Origin of the sequence: Pseudomonas sp. Fl4BN1 (genome assembly GCF_009908285.1) — a bacterium.
GTDB lineage: Bacteria > Pseudomonadota > Gammaproteobacteria > Pseudomonadales > Pseudomonadaceae > Aquipseudomonas.
In genome coordinates, this window is sequence record NZ_JAAARM010000009.1 from 13,091 (window position 1) to 27,981 (window position 14,891).

The following is a 14,891-nucleotide window of genomic DNA, read 5'->3' on the forward strand; positions in this document are numbered from 1 at the left end:
TGCCGCTGAAGGCCGCAGGCTCAACGGGCGGCCCAGGCCCGGAACAGCACCCATAGAGCTACAAAGTCTCCCCGGCCTCACCCGGCAACTGCTCATCCAGGTGCAGCCAGGGCAGCTGGCTGTCGGTCCAGATATGCCGGTCCGCCGGCGCCAGCTCAGGGTGATCCAGGGTGGCGACGGTGACGTCGATGCTGTCCGGGCTCAGGTGGGTGACCAGTGCCAGTTGGGCGCCACAGTTCCCACAGAAGTAACGCGCACAGCTGCTGGACGAGTCATAACGGGCAGGCGTTCCCTTCACCCAGGAAAAAGCCGAGGCGGGCAAGGTGATCCAGGTGGTCACCAGGCCGCCACTGACCCGTCGACAGATCGAACAGTGGCAATGAGCAATGTCCCGCAAAGGGCCGCTGAACTGATAGCGCAACCCGCCGCAATGGCAGCCTCCAATGTGCAATTCACTCATGTGCGTCTCTCCATTGGCGTGATGCTGACGACTTTATGCCGTCCATCAGCTGATTGAACATCCACTCATTCCTTTCAACGGCGAAAGCTGGCTGAAAGCTTCCCCGATTAGGATCGCCTCCACCACCGGCAACAGACCGGTTGGCCACAGCGAGCGTATCTGCGCTGTCGGCCCTATTAACAACAACAATGGTGATTCTGATGTCTGCTCGTTCCCGCCTGTTCGCTACAACTCCTCCCGTACGCCTCGTGCTTGCCGTTCTGCGCTGATCCCACCCGGTTCGCCATTCCCTAGCCGCGCTACGCCTGGAGTACTCCCATGCTGACTTTCCTTGGCTTTGCCATGGTCATCACGTTCATGTTCCTGATCATGACCAAGCGCCTGTCGGCGCTGATCGCCCTGATCATCGTGCCTATCCTGTTCGCCCTGTTTGGCGGTTTCGCGCCGAAAATCGGCCCGATGATGCTCGAAGGCATCACCAAGCTGGCGCCCACCGGCGTGATGCTGATGTTCGCCATCCTGTATTTCGCCCTGATGATCGACTCCGGCCTGTTCGACCCGGCGGTGCGCAAGATCCTCAAACTGGTCAAGGGCGACCCGCTGAAAGTCTCCGTCGGCACCGCGGTCCTGGCCCTGGTGGTGTCCCTGGACGGTGACGGCGCCACCACCTACATGATCTGCGTGGCCGCCATGCTGCCGCTGTACAGCCGCATCGGCATGAGCCCGCGGATCATGGCCGGCCTGATCATCCTCGCCGGCGGGGTGATGAACATGACGCCCTGGGGTGGCCCGACCGCGCGCGCCGCCAGTGCGCTGCATGTAGACCCATCGGAGATCTTCGTACCGATGATCCCGGCGATGCTGGCCGGCGTGGTAGCGATCCTGGCGATCGCCTATCTGTACGGCAAGCGTGAGCGTGCACGCCTGGGTGAACTGCACCTGGCCGGCGACGAGATCGACCACAGTGAAATCAGCGTGTCGCAATACCCCGATGCCCGTCGGCCGAAGCTGATCTGGTTCAACGCTGCCCTGACCTTCGCCCTGATGTGCACGCTGATCGCCGGCCTGCTGCCACTGCCCGTGCTGTTCATGGTGGCCTTCAGTATCGCCATGATCGTCAACTACCCCTGCCTGCAGCAGCAGAAAGACCGGGTCGCGGCCCACGCCGGCAGCGTACTGGCGGTAGTCGGGCTGATCTTTGCGGCGGGCATCTTCACCGGCATCCTGTCCGGTACCGGCATGGTCGACGCCATGTCCAAGAGTCTGCTCGCGGTGATCCCCGAGGCCCTCGGCCCGTACCTGGCAGTCATCACTGCGCTGGTGAGCATGCCGTTCACCTTCTTCATGTCCAATGACGCCTTCTACTATGGTGTGCTGCCCGTGCTGGCCGAAGCCGCCAGCCACTACGGCATCACCGCCGTGGAAATGGCCCGCGCCTCGATCGTCGGCCAACCCGTGCACCTGCTCAGCCCACTGGTACCCTCGACCTACCTGCTGGTAGCCCTGGCCGGTATCGAGTTCGGCGATCACCAGCGCTTTACCCTCAAGTGGGCAGTGCTGGTCTGCCTGTGCATAATGTTCGCCGCTTTGCTGATGGGGATCTTTCCGTTGTTCAGCACTCTTTAAAGCACTGATTCTCCGCCCGGGCCGGCTTCCCGACCCGGGCCATAACACTCGCTCAAAGGACTACACATGGAATGGCTGACCAACCCGGAAATCTGGGTTGCCTTCTTCACCTTGACCGCCCTGGAAATTGTCCTGGGCATCGACAACATCATCATGATCTCGATCCTGGTCAGCCGCATGCCCAAGCATATGCAGGCGCGGACCCGGATCTTTGGCCTGGCCCTGGCCATGATCACGCGGATCCTGCTGCTGTTGTCGATCACCTGGGTCATGCGCCTCACCGACGATCTGTTCACGCTCCTCGGCCAAGGCATCTCCGGACGTGACCTGATTTTGTTCTTCGGTGGCCTGTTCCTGTTGTGGAAAAGCTCCCAGGAGATGTACCACGCCCTGGAAGGCGAAGACGAAACCAACGACGAACCGAAAGGCAAGGGCGGTAACTTCATCTACACCATCATCCAGATCGCGATCATCGACATCGTGTTCTCCCTGGATTCGGTGATCACCGCCGTGGGCATGGTGTCCCATGTACCGGTCATGGTCGCGGCGATCATCGTCGCGGTGCTGGTGATGATGCTGGCCTCGGGCACCATCAGCGAGTTCATCGACAAGCACCCGTCACTGAAGATGCTCGCGCTGTCGTTCCTGCTGGTGGTAGGTACGGTGCTGATCGCCGAAGCCTTCGGCGTGCATGTGCCCAAAGGCTACGTGTACTTCGCCATGGGCTTCTCCCTGGCGGTGGAAGCCATCAACATCAAGCTGCGCACCGCCATCGCGAAAAAGAAGAAACAGCAGGATCCGGTGAAGCTGCGCAAGGATATTCCCGGTCAATAAATCGGGAATGCACCAAAGCAAAAAGGGGCTCTCGAGCCCCTTTTTCACCTCTGCAGCATGCTGTTTTCATGACGGTTTTGTTTCATTCAGCAGATTAGCTATGCGATGCTGGCGTCCTGTGCGTTAACCAACTACAGCTTAAATACATAACGTAGAACCTCGCGCAACAACGCCACTGGCCCTGTTTTCGGGCTCTTCACCCCAGGGGGGGGCTTTCATGCTGACCCTGCTCAATCTGCTTTCTGCCGTGGCCCTGCTGATCTGGGGCACACACATAGTCCGGACGGGGATCCTGCGGGTCTACGGTTCCAACCTGCGCCATGTCATCGGCCAGAACATGGCCAAGCGACCGCTGGCGTTCGTCGCCGGGATTCTGGTGACCGCGATGGTCCAGAGCAGCAACGCCACGGCGATGCTGGTGACCTCCTTTGTCGGCCAGGGGTTGATGGCCCTGACGCCAGCACTGGCGACCATGCTCGGTGCCGATGTCGGTACCGCGCTGATGGCCCGGGTGCTGACCTTCGACCTGTCCTGGCTGTCACCGCTGCTGATTTTCCTCGGGGTGATTTTCTTCCTCTCGCGCAAACAGACCCGCGCCGGCCAGTTGGGCCGGGTCGGCATCGGCCTGGGCCTGATCATCCTGGCCCTGCAACTGATCGTCGAGGCTGCCACCCCGATCACCCACGCCCAAGGGGTAAAGGTCCTGTTTGCCTCGCTCACCGGCGACATCCTCCTGGATGCGCTGATGGGTGCGGTATTCGCCATGGTGTCCTACTCCAGCCTGGCGGCAGTACTGCTCACCGCCACCCTGGCCGGCGCCGGGGTGATCAGCCTGCCAGTGGCCATCGGCCTGGTGATCGGCGCCAACATCGGCAGCGGGGTATTGGCCTTCCTCAGCACCAGCATGCAGAACGCCGCCGGGCGCCAGGTAGCCCTGGGCAGCCTGTTGTACAAGCTCATTGGCTTGCTGCTGATCATCCCGGTGCTCAACCCGCTGGCCCATTGGATGGACAGCCTGGACTTCAGCCCCCAAGAAGTGGTGATCGGCTTCCACCTGTTGTACAACACCGCACGCTGCCTGTTGTTGCTGCCCAGCGTCGGCCCGATGGCCCGGCTCTGTGCCTGGTTGCTGCCGGAGCGTGCCCAGGACAATGGCCGCGCACGGCCGCGACACCTCGATCCCACTGCCCTGGCAACCCCGAGCCTGGCCCTGGCCAACGCCGCCCGGGAAACCCTGCGCATCGGCGACCTGATCGACAACATGCTCGAGGCGATGCGCGATGTGCTGCGCGGCAAACAGACCGCCATCACCCAGGAAATGCGCCTGCTGAGCGACGACGTCGAAGCGCTGTACAGCGCCATCAAGCTGTACCTGGCGCAGATGCCCCGAGAAGACCTCAGCGACCAGGACAGCCGGCGCTGGGCGGAGATCATCGAGCTGGCGATCAACCTCAAGCTGGCCAGCGACCTGATCGAACGCATGCTGCGCAAGGTCCAGCAACAGAAGACCTCTCAGCGCCGCTCCTTCTCCGAGGTCGGCCTGGAAGAGTTGACCGGGCTGCATGCACAGCTGATTGCCAACCTGCGCCTGGGGCTCTCGGTGTTCCTCAGTGCCGACCCGGAAAGCGCCCGTCAGCTACTGCGGGAGAAACGCCGCTTCCGCGCCCAGGAGCGGCGCCTGGCCCACGCCCATGTGAGTCGCCTGCAGCGCAAGATCGTCCAGAGCATCGAAACCAGCTCGCTGCACCTGGAGCTGATCGCCGACATGAAACGCCTCAATTCACTGTTCTGCAGCAGCGCCTATGTGGTCCTGGAAACCTCGGACACCGGTGCACTTGAAGTCGAAGACATCGCCGACATCACTCATTCACCCTGAACGTCCAGCGTTACCCGAAGTCTGTAGAGACTACGCACGCCGTAAGGAAGCTTGTTATGCGTTGTCTGTTATTCGCCTGCCTGTTGCTGGGCAGTGCACATGGATGGGCCCTGGATCGCTTTCAGGCCGAAGGTTATACCCTGTCCAACGGCCTGCAAGTGCTGCTCAAGCCCAGCAGCGAGCGGGGCCACGTGGCGATCCGCCTGGTGGTGGGTGTGGGCCTGGACGACTTCGCCTGCGCCGACAAGGAACTGCCGCACCTGCTTGAGCACCTGTTGTTCAGCGGCATCGACGCCAGCGGCGAAGGTGGCCTGGAAGAGCGCATGCAAGCCCTGGGCGGCGAGTGGAACGCCTACACCAGCAACGCCGACACCACCTTCGTCATCGAGGCTCCGGCGAAGAACCAGCGCAAGGTCCTCGACCTGCTGCTGTCGCTACTGACCCATACCCGCCTCGACGACAATGCCGTGGCCGCTGCCAAGCAGGTGGTGGAACGCGAAGGCGGTGGCCATTACTCGCACCTGCAACGCTGGCTCGACCGTCAGGATCTGGGCCACAAGGCCGGCAACCAGCTGGCGGTGGAGCTGGGGCTCAAATGCGCCGAACGCGCCGAAGTCGGGCACCTGACCCTGGCCCAACTGGAACAGGTGCGCAAAGACTGGTATGCCCCCAACAACATGAGCCTGATCATCGTGGGTGAGCTGGACCGCCTGCTACCGGCTTATCTGCAACGCACCTACGGCGAGCTTGAGCCGGTGGAGCCCAGCGAACACCGCGAACTGCCGCAAATCCACGGCACGGCGGCGATCGAACGCACGCTGCTGCGCGGTTGGGTAGGGCAGAACGCGCAACTGCACTGGCTATTCCCCGAGCCCCTGCTGGACCAGCAGCACGACGAGACCTTCGACCTGCTCAAGGACTACCTGGATTGGGCGCTGTACCGTCAATTGCGCCTGGAACATGAACTGTCCTACGGTCCCTGGAGCGAACGGGAGGTTTTCGGTGGCGTCGGCTTTCTCAGCCTCAATGCCGACGTTGAACGCGATGATCTGCCCCAAGCGCGGCAAGTGATCGAGCAGCTCAAGGCGCAGTTGCTCAAGAACGGCCTCGACCCCGCCACCTTTGCCCGCCTCAAACAGGCCGCCATCGACCGCCAGGCCTGGGCGGTGCAGGGCAACAGCGCCCTGGCGGACTATTACTGGAGTGCCCTGGGCGACTTCGACAATGGTCGCTTCAGCGATCCGGCCAAGCGCCTGCAAACGGTGAGCCTGGAACACGCCAACCTGGCCCTGCGCCAACTGCTGCAACAACCCGGCTACCTGCGGATCGAAGCACCCCTGCTGGGGGATGAGCAACTGCTCTGGTTGAGCGTCGGCCTGCTGGCCCTGATCGTCCTAGGCAGCCTTGGTGGTTACCTGATCCTGCGCCGCCGAGCTGCATAACCTCTGGCGAGGGACCCTGCTCCCTCGCCACAGGCTCGCGCCGACGGTATCCTGTCGCGGTTTTTTCCTGCCATGACTGTGACCCCGCCCGATGCCTAACTGGACCCAATACATACAGCGCCTTCTGGAACTGATGAAGCGCTATCCGGGGATCATTGCGCTCGGCGGCTTCATCTCCGGAGTCGGCAGCTTCATCCTGGTAGACCGGCAGCAGAGCCTGGCCTCGTGGATCGCCGTGATCCTGCTGGTGAGCTGGGTCTGGCTGATGCTGGAAAACAGCCTGACTCAGCTGTTCACCAAGGTTTTCAAGCGCGAGATCCCACAGCCGCTGCTGCGCTATGCCACGCAGATGATTCACCAGGAAAGCCTGTTCTTCGTCCTGCCGTTCTTCTTCATCACCACCAGTTGGAACAGCGGCCAGTTGGTGTTCACCGGATTGCTCGGGGCCGCGGCGCTGATTTCCATCATCGACCCGCTGTACTACAAATGGCTGGCCCCAAAGCGTTGGCTATTCCTTGCGCTGCACACCCTGACGCTGTTCGCCGCCTTGCTCACTGCACTGCCGCTGATCCTCCACCTGACCACTGCCCAGAGCTTCAAGCTGGCCTTGGGCACCGCCATGCTCCTGTCCTTCCCGAGCCTGGCGTCGATCCTGCCGATCCGCAGCTTGCGCAGTGCCTTGACCGTGTTGAGCATCACCCTGGTCATCGGCAGCACCGGCTGGCTGCTGCGCTCCTGGGTACCGCCGGCCACCCTGTGGCTGACCGAGGACGCCATCAGCACCCAACTCCAGGACCGCACGCCGGGAGACAGCCTGGAACAGGTCAGCACCAGCCAGGTGCGCAGCAACGGTTTGTACGCCTATACCGCAATCAACGCACCGCGAGGCCTGGACGAACGCATCTACCACGTCTGGCAGTTCAACGGCAGCGAAGTGGACCGCATCGCCCTGGACATTCACGGCGGGCGCAAGGAGGGCTACCGTGCCTGGTCCCACAAGCAGAATTTTCCTGCCAACCCAGCGGGCCACTGGCAAGTGCGGGTGATCACCGAGGACGGTCAAGTAATCGGCGTGCTGCGCTTCGAGATCACCGACCCAGATCAAGACGCGGCCAAGACCGGCGAGGCAAAGTAGTCGGGATCGTGCTATTACGTAGCACTGCGTAATCGCCACACAAGCTTGGAGCTTATGACTACCAGCGTGACGCCCGGCACTGCTCAATTGGATCTTGGCCACTCTCCGGCGCAACTGCGTATCTCCGGGGACTGGACGCTGGCGCACTACAGCGACCTCAAGCGCCTCAGCCAATCCCTGCACGGCCACTACGACAGCAGCACCCATATCGATCTCAACAACCTTGGCGCCCTCGACACCGCCGGCGCCTCGCTGCTGGTGGAGCTGCTGGGCGCCGAGCGCCTGGGCCAGTCCGCGGAACATGCCGACTGCACCCTGTCTGCCGCCGACCGTGCGCTGCTGCACACGGTCTATACCTCGCTCAACGACTTCTGTGTGCCGGTCAAGGAACCCCAGGTCTCGGTCAGCGTGCAGTTGCTCTCGCGCATTGGCAGCGCGGTCTACACCGTCTGGCAAGACACCCTCAAGGTGCTGGGCTTCATCGGTCTGATTCTCGAGACCCTGGCCCGTGGCCTGCTGCGCCCCAAGCGCTGGCGCCTGACGCCAGTGGTAGCGCATATCGAGCAGACCGGCCTAGACGCGGCGCCCATCGTCGCCCTGCTGACCTTCCTGGTGGGGGCGGTGGTGGCCTTTCTCGGGGCCACGGTGCTGGCCAGTTTCGGCGCCAGCATCTTTACCGTGGACCTGGTGGCGTTTTCCTTCCTGCGGGAATTTGGCGTGCTGCTCACCGCGATTCTCATGGCCGGTCGTACCGCCAGCGCCTTCACCGCACAGATCGGCTCGATGAAGGCCAACGAAGAGATCGACGCAATCCGCACGCTCGGCCTGGACCCGGTGGAGTTGCTGGTACTGCCCCGAGTCCTGGCGTTGCTGGTATCGCTACCGATGCTGACCTTCCTGGCCATGCTCTCGGGAATCATCGGCGGCGGCGTGGTCTGCGCCCTGTCCCTGGATATCTCGCCAGCGATGTTCCTCTCGCTGCTGCATTCGGACATTGGCGTGAAGCACTTCCTACTGGGCTTGGTCAAAGCGCCGATTTTCGCCTTCCTGATCGCCGCCATCGGCTGCCTGGAGGGCTTCAAGGTCAGCGGCAGCGCCGAGTCCGTTGGCGCCCACACCACCTCCAGCGTGGTCCAGTCGATCTTCGTGGTGATCGTGATCGACGCTGTGGCAGCATTGTTTTTCATGGAGATGGGCTGGTGAGCCGCCTGCCCCGTGCGCCCGCCGAGGCGGTGATCGAGGTCCGCGGGCTGTGCAACCGTTTCGGCAAGCAGAGCGTGCACGAGAACCTCGACCTGGATGTGTACAAGGGTGAAATTCTCGGCGTGGTCGGCGGTTCGGGCAGCGGCAAGTCCGTGCTGCTGCGCAGCATCGTCGGCCTGCGCCAGCCCAGCGAGGGCTCGGTGCGGGTCTTCGGCCAGGACCTGCCGAGCCTGCCGGAACAGCAACGCTCGCTGATCGAACGACGCTTCGGCGTACTGTTCCAGAAGGGCGCACTGTTCACCTCACTGACGGTGACCGAGAACGTTGCCCTGCCGCTGATCGAACATGCGGGGCTGTCACGCAGCGATGCCGAGCACCTGGCGGCAGTGAAGCTGGCCCTGGCCGGGTTGCCGCTGTCGGCGGCCGACAAGTACCCGGCCTCGCTGTCCGGCGGCATGATCAAGCGCGCAGCCCTGGCCCGTGCCCTGGCCCTGGACCCGGACATCCTGTTTCTCGACGAACCCACCGCCGGCCTCGACCCGGTAGGCGCTGCCGCCTTTGACCAACTGATCCTGACCCTGCGTGACGCGCTGGGCCTGAGCGTGTTCCTGGTCACTCACGACCTCGACACCCTCTACACCATCACCGATCGGGTGGCGGTGCTGGCGCAGAAGAAAGTACTGGTGGCGGACGCCATCGATATCGTCGCCGAAACCCCGGATGCGTGGATTCACGAATACTTCCACGGCCCACGCGGCCGCGCCGCCTACCAGGCAGCTACACAGACCTACGAGGGATGACATGGAAACCCGAGCCCATCATGTACTGATCGGCCTATTCACCGTGATCGTGGTGGCCGGCGCCTTGCTGTTCGGCCTGTGGCTGGCCAAGTCCAGCGTCGACAGCGCCTTTCAGGACTACGAGATTGTCTTCAATGAGGCGGTCAGCGGTCTATCCAAGGGCAGCGCCGTGCAATACAGCGGGATCAAGGTCGGTGACGTGGTCAACCTGCGCCTGGACCCCAAGGACCCGCGTCGGGTGTTGGCGCAGATCCGCCTCGGCGGCGAAACCCCGATCAAGGAGGACACCCAGGCCAAGCTGGCCCTGACCGGCATCACCGGCACCTCGATCATCCAGCTCAGTGGCGGCACGCCGCAAAGTCCGGCCCTCAAGGGTAAGGACGGTCGACTGCCAACCATCATTGCCTCTCCGTCGCCCATCGCCCGCCTGCTGAACAACAGCAATGACCTGATGACCGGAGTCAACCTGCTGCTGCACAACGCCAACCGGATGTTCTCCCCGGACAACGTTTCCCGCGTCAGCAGCACCTTGGACAACCTGCAAAAGACCACCGCGAGCATCGCAGAGCAGCGAGACGACCTGCGCCAACTGATGCAGCAGCTGGGCTCCATCAGCAAGCAGACCAGTGCCATGCTGGAACAGACCACCGCACTGATGCGCAATGCCAACGGCCTGCTCAACGACCAGGGCAAGCAGATGTTTGGCAGTGCCGAGCACGCCATGCGCTCCCTGGAGCAGAGCAGCGCCACCCTCAACAAACTGCTGAACGACAACCAGGACTCACTGAACAATGGCATGCAAGGGCTCAATGGCCTGGCGCCGGCGGTGCGCGAACTGCGCGAGACCATGAGCTCGCTACGGGCCATCACCCGCCGCCTGGAAGCCAACCCCGGCGGTTATCTGCTGGGTAACGAGAAGAACAAGGAGTTCACGCCATGAAGCGTGCCAATCGTCTGTTTGCCCCGCTGGCCCTGAGTGGCGCCCTGGCCTTGACCAGCGCCTGCTCGATCCTGCCCAAGGCCGAGCCGCTGGATATCTATCGACTGCCGGTAGGCCAGAGCAGCACTCCGGTCCCGGGCAAAGTGCTGTCGTGGTCATTGCAGCTACTCAAGCCCCAGGCCGGCGATGCCCTGAACAGTGCGCGGATTGCGGTGATTCCCCAGGGCAACCTGATCAGCAACTACAAGGCCTCACGCTGGAGCGATCCGGCCCCGGTGCTGCTGCGCAACCGTCTGCTGGATGGCTTCCAGCGCGATGGCCGGGTGCAGTTGTTGAGCACCGACGACAGCAACCTGCAGACCGACCTGGCCCTGGGCGGAGACTTGCAAGCCTTCCAGACCGAATACCAGGGCAATGCCGCCCAGGTGGTGATACGCCTGGATGCACGCCTGATCCGTGGCAATGACCAGAAGATTCTCGCTAGCCGGCGCTTTGAAGTACGTCAGCCGCTGAGCGAGACCCAGGTGCCAGCGGTGGTGGCGGGGTTCGGCCAAGCCAGCGATACGCTGACCCGCCAGGTAGTGGATTGGGCAGTGGGGCAGGGCAATCTACAGATAAAGCATTGAGGCCCGATTCACCGGCCAGCGGCTCCTCAGCAGGAGCCGGCTGGCCGGCGAGCAGTCCTTCAACTCAACCAAAGAACCAGTAGCAGACGCAAATCGCCGCCACCACGCCAGCAAACTCCGCCAACAAGGCACAGCCCACGGCGTGCCGCACCCGCTGGATGCTCACCGCACCGAAATACACCGCCAATACATAGAAGGTGGTTTCGGTACTGCCCTGGATGGTCGCTGCGACCAAAGCAGGAAAGCTGTCCACGCCCTGGGTCTTCATGGTTTCGATCAGCATCGCCCGGGCCGCGCTGCCGGAGAACGGCTTGACCATGGCAGTGGGCAGGGCATCGACGAAGCGCGTATCCCAGCCGGCCCAGGACACCAGATGCCGAATCCCGTCGAGGCCGAAATCCAGCGCGCCGGAAGCCCGCAGCACGCCAATCGCGCAGAGCATGGCCACCAGGTACGGCAACAGGTTCTTGGCAACGTCAAAGCCCTCTTTGGCGCCCTCGACAAAGGCCTCGTAGACCTTGACCTTACGCAACGCGCCGATCACCAGGAACAGCATGATCAGGCCAAACAGCGTGAGGTTGCCGAGGATCGACGACAGCGACGCCAGAGCGCTGGCCGATAGGGTCGCCAGCAGCGCCATGAACGCGCCCAACGCCAGGGCACCGGGAATCAGGTAGGCCAGCACCACCGGGTCCCACAGGCGCAGGCGCTGCATCACCGCCACCGACAGCAGGCCCACCAGGGTTGACGCGCTGGTGGCCAGGAGGATCGGCAGGAACACCAACGTCGGGTCCGCCGCACCTTGCTGGGCGCGGTACATGAAGATGGTCACCGGCAGCAGGGTCAGGGACGAAGCGTTGAGCACCAGAAACAGGATCTGCGCGTTACTGGCGGTGGTGCTACTGGGATTGAGCTCTTGCAGGGCACGCATGGCCTTGAGGCCGATGGGCGTGGCCGCGTTGTCCAGGCCCAGGCCGTTGGCGGCGAAGTTCAGGGTGATCAGCCCCAGTGCCGGGTGCCCGGGCGGCACTTCCGGCATCAGGCGCTTGAACAGCGGGCCCAGCACCTTGGCCAGCCACTCGACGATCCCGGCCTTTTCGGCGATCCGCAGGAAGCCCAGCCACAGGGTCAGGGTGCCGAATAGCAGCACCATGACTTCTACCGACAGCTTGGCCATGGCGAAGATACTTTCCACCATGGCGGCGAAAATCCCGGCGTTGCCCCCCACCAGCCACTGCGCCAGGGCGGAAACGGTCGCAACGATAAAGAAGCCAAGCCACAGGCCATTGAGCATCAGTCATATCCCTCGGAAGATGCGGCGAATGATAGCGGGGCGGGCAGAAACGACAAACCCCGGATTGACCGGGGTTTGTCTGAAGCTCAGCGCCGGCTTGCCGGCTCCTGCGGGATGTCTCAGCCTTTGGTGGCTTCACCCGCCGGCAGTTGCTCTTTGCTGCGCCAGTGCGGCAGGGAGTTCCAGTAGCGCTGGCCCTTGGCATCGTCGTACATGCCTTCCCAGCGAGAGATGACCAGGACCGCCAGCGCGTTGCCGATCACGTTCAACGCGGTGCGTGCCATATCCATCACACGGTCGACGCCGGCGATGAACGCCAGGCCTTCCAGGGGAATGCCCACACTGCCCAGGGTAGCCAGCAGCACCACGAAGGATACGCCCGGAACACCGGCGATGCCTTTGGAGGTGACCATCAGGGTCAGCACCAGCAGCAGTTGTTGGCCAATGGACAGATCGATGCCGTACAGCTGGGCGATGAAGATCGCCGCGATGCTCTGGTACAGAGTCGAACCGTCGAGGTTGAAGGAGTAGCCGGTCGGCACCACGAAGCTGCAGATGGCCTTCGGCGCACCGTAGGCTTCCATCTTCTCGATCACACGCGGCAGCACGGTTTCCGAGCTGGCGGTGGAGTAGGCGAGCACCAGCTCGTCCTTGAAGATGCGCATCAGCTTGATCACCGAGAAGCCGAACAGGCGGGCAATCAGGCCGAGGACCACGAAGGCGAAGAAGGCGATGGCCGCGTATACCAGGATAACCAGCTTGGCCAATGGCAGCAGGGAGGCGAAACCGAAGTTGGCAACGGTCACCGCGATCAGCGCAAACACACCGATAGGCGCGTAGTTCATGATCATATGGGTGACTTTGAACATGCTTTCCGAGACGCCCTGGAACATCTTCACCAGCGGGTCGCGCAGATCGGACTGCAGGCTCGACAGGCCCAGGCCGAAGAGCACCGAGAAGAAGATGATCGGCAGCATTTCGCCGCGGGCCATGGCCGCGAAGATGTTCGACGGAATCAGGTTGAGGATGGTCTCGATGAACGCGTGTTCATGTTGCACTTCAGCAGCAGTGGCCTGGTACTTGGAAATATCCACGGTACCCAGGGTGCTCATGTCGATGCCTGCGCCCGGATGGAACAGGTTGGCCAACAGCAGACCGACGACGATGGCGATGGTGGTCACCACTTCGAAGTAGATGATGGTCTTGAGGCCGATGCGGCCGAGCTTCTTGGCGTCACCAACACCGGCGATGCCGACGATCAGCGAGGAGATGACGATCGGGATCACGATCATCTTGATCAAGCGGATAAAGATATCGCCCGCAGGTTGCAGGACGTTGCTGACCCACCAGGCTTTTTCAGCACTGAAATGATTGAGCAGAGCGCCAATCGCAATCCCCAGGACCAGACCGATGAGGATCTGCCAGGCGAGGCTTAATTTTGCCTTCTTCATATCATTACCCTTACTTCAGTTGGACTCGGGCTGATGCGCGAACTGGAACGCTCAATGGCGGAATAGTTTGGGCATCGGCCCCCGTATAAGGTCATCCCGAACGAGCATTTACGGCTCTCTGCGGGCGAAAAAAGGCGCAACTATTCCGATGCAAGGGGAGCACGTCTAATGCCGTAAACGCCTACCCTATGCCGAATCGGCATGAGCTTTTACAAACAAAACGAGCGTCCCAACCGGTTCGAATACGCCATTTCGGCAGGCAGAAATGCCGTGAAACGGCCATTTCAGGCGGCGTCCAGGGTTGTCGGGGGGGTCAGGAAAAGGCCTTAAATAACTCAGAAATGTCCTGAATAAAAAGCCTAAGACCGATCAGGATTTCCTACGAAGTTTCTCGATATACGGTCGCAGAGAAACAAGAAGAAACGTTTGACCGGGGTCAAAGGAAGATTTTCTAAGGGAAAGCCGATGAAGGTGAGCCGATGGCTCTAGTACAGGACTTTGCGTATTCAAGCACGCCGCAAGCTCGTCAAGTCGATGCCGACCTGGAAACCTGCACCGCCGCTCTTTCCTGACCCGCCCTTGGCGGAGGAACTCCCTGTACCCCTACACCCCGATCACCTGCGGATCAGAAAGTCCCGGCCGCTTGGTCAGGCACACGCCTTTCTCGGGCAGTGCACAGTCGAAAGCGCCTTGGCGGCACGCTCCACTATCGATTACGCAACAGCGGCAGACTCGAACTCAGTACCAGTTCGGGTCTTTCCTCAACTGCTCCTTGAGCAAGGCCTGCATACCTTCATCGGGCTTGCCGAGGAAACGGTAATTGGCATGGCGGGTGGGCGACTTGTCCACGGGCAGCCCCGCCGGCACGTCCACCAGCATGGCGTAGGCATGCTTCTTGTCGAAACCGAAGGCGACAATCAAGCGCTGGTTCTGGCAGCTCTGCGCGGTTTCACACAACGGCCCGACCAGGTATTGGTCGCCGTCCTCTGCAATGGCGTTCATTTGTTGAGCATCACCCGAGAGGTTCATCACCCACTCGGGCAGGCGCTCTTCCTTGTGCACAACCCCCTGCCAGGTTTCACGAAACTGCGGATCCGTACCCAGCAACTCGTTGGCTCGTGCCTGGCCATCATTGGCCGCCGACGCCAGGGCGCTGGCGCCCAGCAGCAGCGTGGCGGCCAATGTCTTGAACAAGAGACTCATG

At 62.2% G+C, this 14,891-nt stretch carries 13 protein-coding genes; 9 read left to right on the forward strand and 4 right to left on the reverse strand.

From position 1 onward, the window contains the following. Positions 1 to 58: 58 nt before the first annotated feature. Positions 59 to 460 (reverse strand): GFA family protein, encoded by a 402-nt coding sequence (locus tag GV818_RS12215; RefSeq protein WP_161752301.1) that lies wholly within the window; start codon positions 458 to 460, stop codon positions 59 to 61. Between the two features lie 318 nt (positions 461 to 778). Here GV818_RS12215 and GV818_RS12220 point away from each other — a divergent pair, with 318 nt between their 5' ends. The 9 genes from GV818_RS12220 to GV818_RS12260 all read left to right on the forward strand — a co-directional run bounded on the left by GV818_RS12220 (position 779) and on the right by GV818_RS12260 (position 10,942). After that, positions 779 to 2,086 carry a CitMHS family transporter gene (locus GV818_RS12220; protein ID WP_161776667.1) on the forward strand — a complete coding sequence of 436 codons (1,308 nt, stop codon included), beginning with the start codon at positions 779 to 781 and terminating at the stop codon, positions 2,084 to 2,086. Positions 2,087 to 2,152: 66 nt separating this feature from the next. Beyond that, positions 2,153 to 2,920 (forward strand): TerC family protein, encoded by a 768-nt coding sequence (locus tag GV818_RS12225; RefSeq protein ID WP_161776668.1) that lies wholly within the window; start codon positions 2,153 to 2,155, stop codon positions 2,918 to 2,920. A 217-nt stretch (positions 2,921 to 3,137) separates the two neighbouring features. Next, positions 3,138 to 4,796 (forward strand): Na/Pi cotransporter family protein, encoded by a 1,659-nt coding sequence (locus GV818_RS12230; protein WP_161752307.1) that lies wholly within the window; start codon positions 3,138 to 3,140, stop codon positions 4,794 to 4,796. A gap of 56 nt (positions 4,797 to 4,852) precedes the next feature. Further along, on the forward strand, positions 4,853 to 6,238 hold the full coding sequence (locus tag GV818_RS12235; protein ID WP_161776669.1) for a M16 family metallopeptidase: 1,386 nt from the start codon (positions 4,853 to 4,855) through the stop codon (positions 6,236 to 6,238). Positions 6,239 to 6,329: 91 nt separating this feature from the next. Continuing rightward, a complete protein-coding gene (locus tag GV818_RS12240; RefSeq protein ID WP_161776670.1) occupies positions 6,330 to 7,373 on the forward strand; it encodes a DUF5924 family protein in 1,044 nt (347 codons plus the stop codon). Between the two features lie 54 nt (positions 7,374 to 7,427). Then, on the forward strand, positions 7,428 to 8,576 hold the full coding sequence (locus tag GV818_RS12245) for an ABC transporter permease (protein ID WP_161752313.1): 1,149 nt from the start codon (positions 7,428 to 7,430) through the stop codon (positions 8,574 to 8,576). Beyond that, positions 8,573 to 9,376 (forward strand): ABC transporter ATP-binding protein, encoded by an 804-nt coding sequence (locus GV818_RS12250; RefSeq protein WP_161776671.1) that lies wholly within the window; start codon positions 8,573 to 8,575, stop codon positions 9,374 to 9,376. Before GV818_RS12245 ends, GV818_RS12250 begins: the two co-directional genes overlap by 4 nt. A gap of 1 nt (position 9,377) precedes the next feature. Further along, positions 9,378 to 10,316: an MlaD family protein gene (locus GV818_RS12255; protein ID WP_161752317.1), complete on the forward strand. Its 939-nt coding sequence runs from the start codon at positions 9,378 to 9,380 to the stop codon at positions 10,314 to 10,316. Further along, complete coding sequence (locus GV818_RS12260) at positions 10,313 to 10,942, forward strand: ABC-type transport auxiliary lipoprotein family protein (protein ID WP_161776672.1); 630 nt, start codon at positions 10,313 to 10,315, stop codon at positions 10,940 to 10,942. Before GV818_RS12255 ends, GV818_RS12260 begins: the two co-directional genes overlap by 4 nt. Before the next feature lie 64 nt (positions 10,943 to 11,006). Here the strand turns inward: GV818_RS12260 and GV818_RS12265 are convergent, their stop codons facing one another. From GV818_RS12265 to GV818_RS12275, 3 genes are all read right to left on the reverse strand, one after another. Further along, the gene (locus tag GV818_RS12265) at positions 11,007 to 12,236 is read right to left on the reverse strand and encodes a nucleoside recognition domain-containing protein (RefSeq protein ID WP_161752320.1); all 1,230 of its coding nucleotides are present in this window, start codon (positions 12,234 to 12,236) and stop codon (positions 11,007 to 11,009) included. A 119-nt stretch (positions 12,237 to 12,355) separates the two neighbouring features. Beyond that, positions 12,356 to 13,687, reverse strand: coding sequence for a glutamate/aspartate:proton symporter GltP (gene gltP / locus GV818_RS12270; protein WP_161752322.1), 1,332 nt, complete (start codon positions 13,685 to 13,687; stop codon positions 12,356 to 12,358). 738 nt (positions 13,688 to 14,425) lie between these two features. Then, complete coding sequence (locus GV818_RS12275; RefSeq protein WP_161776673.1) at positions 14,426 to 14,890, reverse strand: inhibitor of vertebrate lysozyme family protein; 465 nt, start codon at positions 14,888 to 14,890, stop codon at positions 14,426 to 14,428. Between the last annotated feature and the right edge of the window lies 1 nt (position 14,891).

What these genes read in the sequence shown, in the direction of transcription:
- GV818_RS12215 (WP_161752301.1), bottom strand. Translation starts at nt 460, where the DNA reads ATGAGTGAATTGCACATTGGAGGCTGCCATTGCGGCGGGTTGCGCTAT.
- GV818_RS12220 (WP_161776667.1), top strand. Translation starts at nt 779, where the DNA reads ATGCTGACTTTCCTTGGCTTTGCCATGGTCATCACGTTCATGTTCCTG.
- GV818_RS12225 (WP_161776668.1), top strand. Translation starts at nt 2,153, where the DNA reads ATGGAATGGCTGACCAACCCGGAAATCTGGGTTGCCTTCTTCACCTTG.
- GV818_RS12230 (WP_161752307.1), top strand. Translation starts at nt 3,138, where the DNA reads ATGCTGACCCTGCTCAATCTGCTTTCTGCCGTGGCCCTGCTGATCTGG.
- GV818_RS12235 (WP_161776669.1), top strand. Translation starts at nt 4,853, where the DNA reads ATGCGTTGTCTGTTATTCGCCTGCCTGTTGCTGGGCAGTGCACATGGA.
- GV818_RS12240 (WP_161776670.1), top strand. Translation starts at nt 6,330, where the DNA reads ATGCCTAACTGGACCCAATACATACAGCGCCTTCTGGAACTGATGAAG.
- GV818_RS12245 (WP_161752313.1), top strand. Translation starts at nt 7,428, where the DNA reads ATGACTACCAGCGTGACGCCCGGCACTGCTCAATTGGATCTTGGCCAC.
- GV818_RS12255 (WP_161752317.1), top strand. Translation starts at nt 9,378, where the DNA reads ATGGAAACCCGAGCCCATCATGTACTGATCGGCCTATTCACCGTGATC.
- GV818_RS12260 (WP_161776672.1), top strand. Translation starts at nt 10,313, where the DNA reads ATGAAGCGTGCCAATCGTCTGTTTGCCCCGCTGGCCCTGAGTGGCGCC.
- GV818_RS12265 (WP_161752320.1), bottom strand. Translation starts at nt 12,236, where the DNA reads ATGCTCAATGGCCTGTGGCTTGGCTTCTTTATCGTTGCGACCGTTTCC.
- gltP (WP_161752322.1), bottom strand. Translation starts at nt 13,687, where the DNA reads ATGAAGAAGGCAAAATTAAGCCTCGCCTGGCAGATCCTCATCGGTCTG.
- GV818_RS12275 (WP_161776673.1), bottom strand. Translation starts at nt 14,890, where the DNA reads ATGAGTCTCTTGTTCAAGACATTGGCCGCCACGCTGCTGCTGGGCGCC.